8 protein-coding genes and 1 pseudogene are annotated in these 9,836 nt (G+C 45.0%); 8 read left to right on the plus strand and 1 reads right to left on the minus strand.

The annotated features are described in order from the left end of the window. Positions 1-84: 84 nt before the first annotated feature. The 8 genes from BGL89_RS12080 to BGL89_RS12115 all read left to right on the plus strand — a co-directional run bounded on the left by BGL89_RS12080 (position 85) and on the right by BGL89_RS12115 (position 9,197). Complete coding sequence (locus BGL89_RS12080; protein ID WP_286825912.1) at positions 85-435, plus strand: hypothetical protein; 351 nt, start codon at positions 85-87, stop codon at positions 433-435. A gap of 12 nt (positions 436-447) precedes the next feature. After that, complete coding sequence (gene minC, locus BGL89_RS12085; protein WP_286825913.1) at positions 448-1,275, plus strand: septum site-determining protein MinC; 828 nt, start codon at positions 448-450, stop codon at positions 1,273-1,275. A 292-nt stretch (positions 1,276-1,567) separates the two neighbouring features. Then, positions 1,568-2,368 (plus strand): septum site-determining protein MinD, encoded by an 801-nt coding sequence (gene minD, locus BGL89_RS12090; RefSeq protein WP_286825914.1) that lies wholly within the window; start codon positions 1,568-1,570, stop codon positions 2,366-2,368. A gap of 29 nt (positions 2,369-2,397) precedes the next feature. Further along, entirely contained in the window at positions 2,398-2,685 is a 288-nt protein-coding gene (gene minE / locus BGL89_RS12095) for a cell division topological specificity factor MinE (protein WP_002764792.1), read from the plus strand. Beyond that, the gene (locus tag BGL89_RS12100) at positions 2,682-2,870 is read left to right on the plus strand and encodes a hypothetical protein (protein WP_286825915.1); all 189 of its coding nucleotides are present in this window, start codon (positions 2,682-2,684) and stop codon (positions 2,868-2,870) included. Before minE ends, BGL89_RS12100 begins: the two co-directional genes overlap by 4 nt. Before the next feature lie 325 nt (positions 2,871-3,195). Next, positions 3,196-6,252, plus strand: coding sequence for a phosphoenolpyruvate carboxylase (gene ppc, locus BGL89_RS12105; RefSeq protein WP_286825916.1), 3,057 nt, complete (start codon positions 3,196-3,198; stop codon positions 6,250-6,252). Positions 6,253-6,769: 517 nt separating this feature from the next. After that, entirely contained in the window at positions 6,770-8,053 is a 1,284-nt protein-coding gene (gene glyA / locus BGL89_RS12110; RefSeq protein WP_286825917.1) for a serine hydroxymethyltransferase, read from the plus strand. A 79-nt stretch (positions 8,054-8,132) separates the two neighbouring features. Continuing rightward, on the plus strand, positions 8,133-9,197 hold the full coding sequence (locus BGL89_RS12115) for a glycosyltransferase family 4 protein (RefSeq protein WP_002732067.1): 1,065 nt from the start codon (positions 8,133-8,135) through the stop codon (positions 9,195-9,197). 62 nt (positions 9,198-9,259) lie between these two features. Here BGL89_RS12115 and BGL89_RS12120 read toward each other — a convergent pair. After that, a pseudogene (locus BGL89_RS12120) lies at positions 9,260-9,529 on the minus strand (hypothetical protein); the annotation flags it as partial. Between the last annotated feature and the right edge of the window lie 307 nt (positions 9,530-9,836).

A 9,836-nucleotide genomic window follows, 5' to 3' on the forward strand; every position in this document is an offset into this window, starting at 1 on the left:
ATTTTAGCATATATTTGGTAAATGCGCTAGTATTTAACGGTAAAGCCGTCGTAGAACGACGGGGTTTCAGACCCAAAATTTTCGATGAAAACTGTTGCCGATACGGACTTGAAAAGGCTAGAAGACTTAATTATCAACGGACAAAAAGCGATCGAGACTCGTTTCACGGCGATCGAGCATAGTATCGTCGAAATTAAGGCTGATATTGGCGAAATTAAAGCTGATATTAAGGAAATCAAGCAAGATGTTAAATCCCTAGAGATAGGACAGGCAAAATTAACCGAAAGAGTCGAAGGGATGGATAATCGTCTCAAAATAGTCGAGGGCAGTCAAAAAAATCAAATTTGGGCATTGATAACCATTTTAGGCGGTTCACTAATTACCGCTTCCGTCGGTTTGCTGATTGCTATTTTGCGCTTTGTCTTTTTTAAGTAAAAAGTTATCTTTATGGATGAAAATAAAACCGAAATAAATCAAGAAATTGACTTAGAAACCGAAAAAATTGAGCCATCAGCCTCGGTAATGGAAAGATACGCCCAAATACACCTAAAAAGTGAGGGCGAGAAATTGGTGCTAATTTTGCCCAAAACCAGCGCCGGGGAGACAAGTCAGGATTGGACAGATATCTTGACAGGATTAAAATATTATCTCCGTAATAGCGGCCAAAACTGCCCTGCTAGAACACCAGTACACCTACGGTCCAACAATCGCCTGATGGATACGCGCCAACTACAAGCGATCGCCACAATTTTAGACAGTGCCGAATTATCCCTGCATACCATCCAAACCCAAAGAAGACAAACCGCAGTGGCAGCGGCAACCATGGGTTACAATGTCGAACAAATGCGCTCGAATCCCACGGTTTTCGGGGACGAGCAACCGCTGCCATCCCTCCTCGCCGAACCTTTGTACTTAAAAACCACGCTGCGATCGGGTGTAGAAATCCGTCACCCGGGTACAGTTATAGTCATGGGTGATGTCAACCCCGGCGGATCGATCGTCGCTGATGGCGATATATTAGTTTGGGGGGGTTTACGCGGTGTGGCCCATGCTGGATTCCGCGGCGATCGAGCAGCGGTAATTATGGCCCTGCGAATCGAATTAACTCAACTGAGGATCGCAGAATTAGTGGCACGCACCCCGGCTTTAAAAAGCGATCGCATGGAACCAGAAATTGCCTGTATCAGCGAAGGAGGAATCCGCATCATTGGGGCTTATAATTTTTCCAGAACCTACACCTTTAAAGATAAAGTGGGATGGGTAGAAAAAAAGTGATCAGTGACCAGTAAACAGTGATCAGTGACCAGTGATCAGTAAACAGTGATCAGTAAACAGTGATCAGTAAACAGTGATTCAGTGACTGGTAAAAATAGCGATTAACTGCGTTGAAACGAAAAACTCTATAAAACTGATAACTGATAACTGATAACTGATAACTGATAACTGATAACTGATAACTGATAACTGATAACTGATAACTGATAGCTGATAACTGATAACTGATAACCGGTAACTGATAACTGATAATTGATAACTGATAACTGATAACTGATAACTGATATAAATTATGGCTCGTGTAATTGTGGTGACATCGGGAAAGGGAGGAGTTGGTAAAACGACAGTAACGGCGAACTTAGGTTCAGCCTTATCTCAATTAGGCTGTCGAGTCGCCCTTGTCGATGCTGATTTCGGACTGAGAAATCTCGATTTATTGTTAGGATTAGAACAGCGTATCGTTTATACTGCCCTCGATGTGGTGGCGGGAGATTGTAGCCTTGATAAAGCTTTAGTTAAGGATAAAAGACAGGAAAATCTGGTCTTATTACCGGCGGCACAAAACCGCACCAAAGAGGCAATTACTGGCGCTCAAATGAAGGATTTAGTCGCCCAATTGTCAAAAAGTTATGACTATGTATTGATTGATTGCCCGGCAGGAATTGAAATGGGTTTCCGTAATGCGATCGCCGCTGCTCAAGAAGCGATCATCGTTACTACTCCGGAAATGTCGGCGGTGAGAGATGCCGATCGCGTGGTGGGATTACTAGAAAGCGAAGATATTAAGAGTATCCGTCTGATTGTCAACCGGCTGCGGCCAGAAATGATCCAACTTAATCAGATGATCAGCGTCGAGGATATTCTCGACCTCTTGGTAATTCCCCTGTTGGGGATTATTCCCGACGATCAAAGAATTATTATTTCCACTAATAAAGGGGAACCATTAGTATTAGAGGAGAAGACCTCTCTCCCCTCCATGGCCTTTAGAAACATTGCCCAGCGTTTACAGGGTCGCGATGTGCCGTTTCTAGATTTAATGGCCGGTCAGGAAGGTTTTCTCACTCGTCTGCGTCGTCGCTTGTTTGGGCCTTAAACTCTCTCATCTCAACCCCTTAACCTACTATGAATGACCTGATCGATAAACTTCTAGCATGGCGCGGTTCGGGCAAAAGTGGCGACCAAGCTAAAAAACGCTTAAAACTTATTCTGGCCCATGATCGCGCCGATCTTAGTCCCGAAATTCTCAATATGATGCGTCAAGAAATCTTAGAAGTGGTCAGTCGTTATCTTGATATCGACACCGAGGAAACCGAGTTACTCCTAGAAAGCGACCAACGAACTACAGCCCTGATTGCTAATTTTCCGATTCGTCGGATCAAACGCCGTCCTTTAACCGAGAAATTGCCATGAAAACTAAACCGATCGAGCTTTGGCTTAGTCTAGCGGTCAGTCCCTTTCTTTTATCCTACTTGGGACTACGTTCTATTAATAATTGGTTGATAGAAGTCGGGAAAGACAGTGAGGAAATCTTTCGTGGCGATCGCTTGCCCCTGCTCAATATTCCCGATCAGTTACCAGTAAACAGCGACCAATAATCCAAGAAAAAAGTCCTTTTGCCCCCTGAAAAGAGGCAAAAATAGTGAAGTTTTTGTTAAAAATAGGAAAAAATGTGATTCTTGGGGATATAATCTCATCTTTGACAAACCCTAAGAACTAATCCCGATAGATCAGTTATCAATGATCAGATTTGAGTTTTCAGTGAATAGTATTAAGTGGTAAGTTCTGAGCTTTCTTTTCACTGATTACTGATTACTGATTACTGATTACTGATTACTGATTACTGATTACTGATTACTGATTACTGATTACTGATTACTGATTACTGATTTGATTACTGATTACTGATTACTGATTAAAATTATGAGCGTCCTTGTCCCCTCGACCGAAACCGAACAGGATATTTTCAGCACTTCCAACCTGTTTCTGCAGCAAAGACTGAAATTAATCGAAGATTTATGGAAAGAAGTCTTAGTCTCCGAATGTGGTCAAGAATTAGTCGATTTACTGGAATTACTGCGCCATCTCTGTTCTGAGGAAGGACAAGTGACCGATGATAGTGCGGAAGCAATGATCGCCAAAATGATCGAAGACTTGGAACTAGGGGAAGCGATCAAAGTTACCCGCGCTTTTGCCCTCTATTTCCAGTTAATAAATATTATTGAACAACACTACGAACAAAGGGATCAGCAACTACTGCGACGGACGGTGATCGGGGAAGAAAACGAAAGTCCCAAGGCTGACCCAACGCAAAAAAGCATTTTAGCCACCATTGTCGGGGCCGATTGGCTAGAAAAAACCCTGAACGAGTCCGATCACTCCGGCCCAAAATCGGGACTATTTCACTGGTTATTTCCCTATCTCAAACAGGTTAACGTCCCCCCCCAAGAAATTCAGCGTCTTCTCGATCAGTTAGATATTTGTCTGGTTTTTACGGCCCACCCCACGGAAATTGTCCGTCATACCATTCGCATTAAACAGCGCCGTATCTCAGGCATTCTCGAAAAACTCGACCAAGCAGAAGAAATCTTTCGCAGTATGGGGTTAACTAACTCCAGAGAAGCACAAACAGTCACCAAACAGTTAAAAGAAGAAATTCGTTTTTGGTGGCGAACGGATGAACTACACCAATTTAAACCCACCGTCGTCGATGAAGTGGATTATGCCCTGCACTACTTCGATGAAGTTCTCTTTGATTCCCTACCCCAGTTAACCCTGCGTCTGCAGCAAAGTCTAGAATCCTCCTTTCCCCGTTTACGAGCGCCGAAAAATAACTTCTGTCGCTTTGGTTCTTGGGTAGGGGGAGATCGGGATGGCAATCCCTCCGTTACCCCCGAAGTCACCTGGAAAACCTGCTGTTATCAGCGCAATCTCGTTATTAAAAAATATCTCGATGCTATTCGCGACCTGACCAGTATTTTAAGTGCCTCCCTGCACTGGTGTCACGTCTTGCCGGAGTTGCTGGACTCCCTGGACAGAGATAAACAGCAAATGCCCGAAATCTATAGCCAGTTAGCAATCCGCTACCGTCAGGAACCCTATCGCCTCAAATTGGCCTTTATTCAAAAACGTCTGGAAAATACGCGCGATCGCAATGATCGGCTCAATGACCCAGAAGAACGACAATTATTAACTAAACTCAACGAAACCAACATCTATCGCTCCGGTTCCGAGTTTTTAGCCGAATTACAGCTATTACAGCGCAGTCTCTTGCAAACCGGTCTTTCCTGTCAAGAACTCGATCGAATGATCGCCCAAGTGGAGATTTTTGGCTTTGTCCTGACTCAGTTAGATTTTCGGCAGGAATCCACCCGTCACGCCGAATGTATCGAAGAAATCGCTGAATATCTCGGAGTTTTGCCCAAACCCTACGGCCAATTAAGCGAATCAGAAAAAATCGCCTGGTTAGTGGAGGAATTAAAAACCCGTCGCCCCTTAATTCCCCGGGAAATGCCCTTTTCGGAAAGAACCTGCGAAACCATTGAAACCCTGCGAGTTTTAAGAAGTCTGCAAGGGGAATTTGGTCTGGAAATCTGCCAAACCTACATTATCAGCATGACCAACGAGGCCAGCGATGTGCTAGAAGTGCTGTTATTAGCCCAAGAAGCCGGTTTATACGACCCCGCCACTAGCCGCAGTTCCCTCCGCATCGTTCCCCTCTTTGAAACCGTCGATGACCTCAAACACGCCCCCGGCATCATGGAGACTTTGTTTGAATTGCCCCTCTATCGGGCAACCCTAGCCGGCGGTTACGACCATTTAGGGGCTTTAAACGGGGAGGACGTGACCCCGGAACCTGCCATCTTGGAACCGAGTAATTTACAGGAGATTATGGTGGGTTACTCCGATAGTAATAAAGATTCCGGCTTTTTGAGCAGTAATTGGGAAATTCATAAGGCCCAGAAGGCTTTACAAAAAACCGCTAAACAATACGGCGTGAATCTACGTCTTTTTCATGGCCGGGGCGGTTCCGTCGGTCGGGGTGGTGGACCGGCCTACGCCGCTATCCTCGCCCAACCCCGGGGAACGATTAACGGTCGCATTAAAATCACCGAACAAGGCGAGGTTTTAGCCTCGAAATACTCTTTACCAGAATTGGCCTTGTATAACCTAGAAACGGCTGTAACGGCAGTCATACAGGCAAGTTTACTGGGCAGTGGTTTTGATGATCTCGAACCCTGGAATCGCATCATGGAGGAGTTGGCCACCCGTTCACGGCAAACCTATCGCAGTTTGATTTATGAAGAACCGGACTTTTTAGATTTCTTCCTGTCCGTGACTCCCATTCCTGAAATTAGTCTTTTACAGATTAGTTCCCGACCAGCGCGCCGGAAAAGTGGTCAACAGGATTTAAGTACCCTGCGGGCAATTCCCTGGGTATTTAGTTGGACCCAAACCCGTTTTCTTTTACCGGCTTGGTATGGTTTAGGGACAGCTTTACAGATGTTTCTCGATGATTCTCCTAGCAGAAATTTGGAATTGTTACGCCATTTTTATCACAAGTGGCCGTTCTTCCAGATGGTGATTTCTAAGGCAGAAATGACTCTATCGAAGGTGGACCTACAGATGGCCTATCACTACGTCAGTGAACTTTCTAAACAGGAAGATCGAGAACGTTTTCAACGTCTGTTTGAAAGGATCAAAGAGGAATATAATCGCACTAGCGAGATTGTTCTCCAGATCACCGGCGAGAAACATTTATTGGATAATGATCCGAATTTACAGCGATCGGTGCAGTTACGCAACGGTTCGATCGTTCCCCTCGGTTTCCTACAGGTGTCTCTCATCAAGCGTTTACGTCAATACAACAGTCAAGCTCAATCCGGTGTGATTCATTTCCGCTACTCTAAAGAGGAGTTATTAAGGGGTGCTTTAATGACGATTAATGGTATTGCCGCAGGGATGAGAAATACCGGTTGATTACAGATAATTAATGGTAGTTTTCGGGTGGGTTATCTTGAAGGTAATCCACCCTCTTTTTTGGATTTGTAAACTTTTTGTAGAACTTCTACTAAGTTGTTATTTTTAAAGGGAAAATCACCGCTAAAATTGGGCACTACTTCCGATTTTATCACTCAATCCAAGCTTTTGGGGGGTAGAACCCCCCAAACCCGCCACGCATTAGCTTTTCGGTGGGATGCTTACAGGCAGCTGCTGATACATTTGTAATTATTTAAAAGTCACTGATAATTGCTGATTATCGGTATTTCTGCAAATGTGAGATGCACCCAATCTGCTTAACCCGAACTGACGTTAATATTACTATCACTTATTGACTAAAAATGAAGATTTTACCGCTAACAGTTGACAATTGATGATCGATCCCGAAGAGAAGCAATTAAGCTCACTGGTGTGTCGGAAGATTAGAGATTGTGCCAAAATGGAGAAAGTGACCCAATGATTACAGGTAAATTGTTCAAGAAAGGATCGAGTAACCGTGACTGATACCAACCTAGATATACTATCCTTGACCGATCCAGCGATCGCGGGGATTCTGCAAAAAGAACTGCAACGTCAAAGAGATCACCTAGAACTAATCGCTAGTGAAAACTTTACCTCGGCTGCCGTCATGGCCGCCCAGGGTTCGGTTTTAACCAACAAATACGCCGAAGGACTGCCCAAAAAACGCTACTATGGTGGTTGCGAATACGTTGACGAAGCGGAACAATTAGCGATCGATCGGGTTAAACGACTATTTGGGGCAAACCACGCTAACGTACAACCCCACTCCGGGGCCCAAGCTAATTTCGCCGTTTTCCTGACCCTCTTGCAGCCCGGCGATACGATTATGGGTATGGATCTCTCCCACGGTGGTCATCTTACCCACGGTTCCCCTGTTAACGTTTCCGGGAAATGGTTCCGAGTAGTACAGTACGGAGTAAGTCCCGAAAGCGAACGTCTTGACTACGAGCTCATCCTTGACATCGCTCGCAAAGAAAAACCAAAACTAATTATCTGCGGTTATTCTGCCTACTCGCGCCAGATTGATTTCGAGAAATTCCGCGCCATCGCTGACGCAGTGGGGGCCTACCTGATGGCAGATATCGCCCATATTGCCGGTTTAGTGGCCACTGGTCATCATCCTAACCCCCTACCCCACTGTGATGTGGTAACTACCACCACTCACAAAACCCTGCGCGGTCCTAGGGGGGGGTTAATTATGACCAAAGACGAGGAATTAGGCAAAAAATTCGATAAATCCGTCTTCCCCGGTACCCAAGGCGGGCCTCTAGAACACGTGATCGCGGCGAAAGCGGTGGCTTTTGGGGAAGCGTTGAAACCGGAGTTTAAAATCTATTCGGGCCAAGTAATCGCTAATGCCCAAGCTTTGGCCGGTCAGTTGAAGGCTAGAGGGATTAAAATTGTCACTGATGGTACGGATAATCACTTGATGTTACTCGATTTAAGATCCGTGGGCATGACCGGGAAAGAAGCCGATCGCTTAGTGAGTACCATTAATATTACCGCTAATAAAAACACTGTTCCCTTCGATCCCGAGTCTCCCTTTGTCACCAGTGGTCTGCGCTTGGGTTCCCCGGCTATGACCACCAGAGGACTAGGAGAAACGGAATTTATCGAGATTGGCAACATTATCGCCGATATTCTCCTTAATCCCAGTGATGAAGACCTGAGAAATGCTTGCCGTCAACGGGTAGCGAAACTCTGTGAAAGCTTCCCCCTCTATCCCCATCTCCATATTTCCGTCCCCGCCTTGGCCTAAAACGAGAGATAATAAAAATTCATAATTGGCGATTGCCTGTCAGTTGCCAATTGTGAATTAAATCGCCCCCCCAATTCCCATGTCTGGAGATTTATACTATCTAATTGCTTTTCTGATCGCCCATACCGTGGTACTTTGGAGTACCCCCCTCGTCAGAACCGTCGGACTGAAAAGCGGTTACGTCGATAAACCCAACGAAAGGAAGGTCCATGAAAAGCCTATGGTTCGACTGGGGGGAGTTTCGATTTTTGTCGGCGCTTTAACTGCACTCCTGATCGTTTGGTGGTTGGGAGGGTTTGCCGGTTTAAACAGCGATCGAGAATGGGAAGTTTGGGGCGTAACCCTAGGCGGTTTGGGCTTTTTCCTCATCGGTCTAGCGGATGATCTTTTTAATCTTTCGCCGCTCAATCGTTTGGTAATGCAGTTTAGCGTCGCTTTTCTAGCTTGGCAAGCCGGGGTAAGGATCGATTTCCTCTCTATTCCCTTCGGCGATTTATTACAAATTCATTGGCTAAGTTTACCGATTACTCTCCTCTGGTTAGTGGGGATGGCTAACGCGATTAACTGGATTGACGGTTTAGATGGATTAGCGGCGGGAGTTTCGGGTATATCTGCCGTGGTTATTTTAATTGTAACTTTGGTGATGGGACAACCGGCCGCCGCTATTATCGCCGCCGCTTTAGCGGGTGGGGCTTTGGGTTTTCTGCGTTACAATTTTAATCCTGCCCAAATTTTTATGGGGGATGGTGGGGCCTATTTTATGGGTTTTACCCTGGCGGGTGTGGCGGTGATTGGATTGGCTAAAACCACTGCTGTGACTACCGTTGCCGTTACCGCCGTCCTATTACCCTATCTCATCCTCGCGGTTCCTCTCCTCGATATGTCCACGGTGATTATTTCCCGTCTCAAACGCGGAAAATCCCCTTTTGTGGCTGATAAACGTCATTTACACCACCGTTTACTGAAAGCTGGTATCTCTCACCGTCTGACAGTGTTATTTATCTATGCCCTAACCCTCTGGGTGGGCAGTTTAGCCCTCGGTTTCTCCAATGTTCCCAGTGGTTGGGGTTTTGCCTTTGGTGCGACTCTCCTCCTCGGTTACGTCGGTTGGCAAGTCTGGCGCAATCGTGGCAGTGAACCGTAAACTATCTTAAAGTCGTCAGATATCAGCTTTTTTCTGCGGATATATCTTCGGCATCCAGTTTGTCACTTTGAGAGGGCAAGCAATATCACAGTAATTCTATATTGATTTTCCGTCACCACAACCTCAGTTGATAACCTTTCTTCCATTGGTAAAGCATTTTTCCGCCTATCAAAGATAAATAACCAACCAAAATCTAACCCCAAAAGCCCTAAATAAGACTTTAATTGTTCAATTCCATCAGGTTGCGGATCGCGTTTTTTATCCCGCCATACTTTTAATTCAATCCCTAAAATTACATCTTTGTAACTCAGACATAAATCCATTCTATCACTCTCAAGCACTGCGGGAATTTAGAGCAGGGATAAAAATTATTGAACCAACATAACAATATAAAATGGTGATTTTTTCCGCCTATCTAAAGATTATGTCGGATTAAATAATTGGCTGAGTTGTCAAGATTTTTAGACTGCCAAGATCAATTATCTATCTCAGCCCAAAATGGATGTCCTTTCTTGATAATGTGTCTTTCTGCTACTAACATTATTATTCGTTGTCTTTTAACTCAGCTATAATCTTTTCTGTCTTTCTTTTCGACCTTCTTAATCCGTAAATTCGAGAACAAAAAGAGGTAATAATGGC

The sequence above is a fragment of the Microcystis sp. LSC13-02 genome, from assembly GCA_002282935.1.
Taxonomy (GTDB): domain Bacteria; phylum Cyanobacteriota; class Cyanobacteriia; order Cyanobacteriales; family Microcystaceae; genus Microcystis.